Raw genomic sequence first — 652 nt, forward strand, 5'->3', positions numbered from 1 at the left:
CGCGGCCTTCTGGGCCTCGCGCGATGTGCGCTTCCGCGCCTGGACCACCCGCGTCAAGGGCGCGCCCCGGGTGGAGGGCAGCCCGTCCGCGGGGTGGACGTTCCGCGAGAATCTGCGCACCGCCATGCTGCGGGCCATCGCCCTGCATGGCGCGCCGGAAAACGGCAGACCGGACGCTGAAGGCGGGCCGGACGCCAGGAACGGTGATGCGGCGGCCGCCGCTGGCACGAAGCCGCCCGCAAAAAAGAGCACCGGCGCAAATCCCCGCCGCAAGGCCTCGGCAGAAGCGTTCGTATCGGGGACATCCCTTTCGGGGACGGCAGGACAGGAGACGCCCGGACAGGGGCCATTTGGGCCGGGGGCACCCGCGCCGGAATCCGCCGCTGTGGCCGCTCCCGGCAACGCTCCCCAACCGCCCACCCCGGCGGGGGCGTTTCTGCCCGCGCTGGTGCTGGGCGACCGCTTTCATCTGGACAGCCGCGACCTGGACCTTGTGGCCCGAGCCTCTTTGATCCACGCCATCGCCCTGTCTGGCATGCACCTGTGCGCCGCCGCCGCGCTGGGCGCAGCGGTCGCCCTGCTGGTCGGGCGCATGTCCCCCGGCGTGTACCTGCGCATTCCGCGCCGCAAGCTGGCCCTGGCCTGCTCGCTG

At 73.2% G+C, this 652-nt stretch carries 1 protein-coding gene; it reads left to right on the forward strand.

What is annotated here, in order from left to right; genetic code table 11:
* Positions 1-652, forward strand: a 652-nt coding sequence (locus FVW20_RS17785) for a ComEC/Rec2 family competence protein (protein ID WP_196610626.1), incomplete at both ends; no start/stop codon positions are given.

Origin of the sequence: Nitratidesulfovibrio oxamicus (assembly GCF_015731765.1) — a bacterium.
GTDB classification, from domain to species: Bacteria; Desulfobacterota; Desulfovibrionia; order Desulfovibrionales; family Desulfovibrionaceae; genus Cupidesulfovibrio; species Cupidesulfovibrio oxamicus.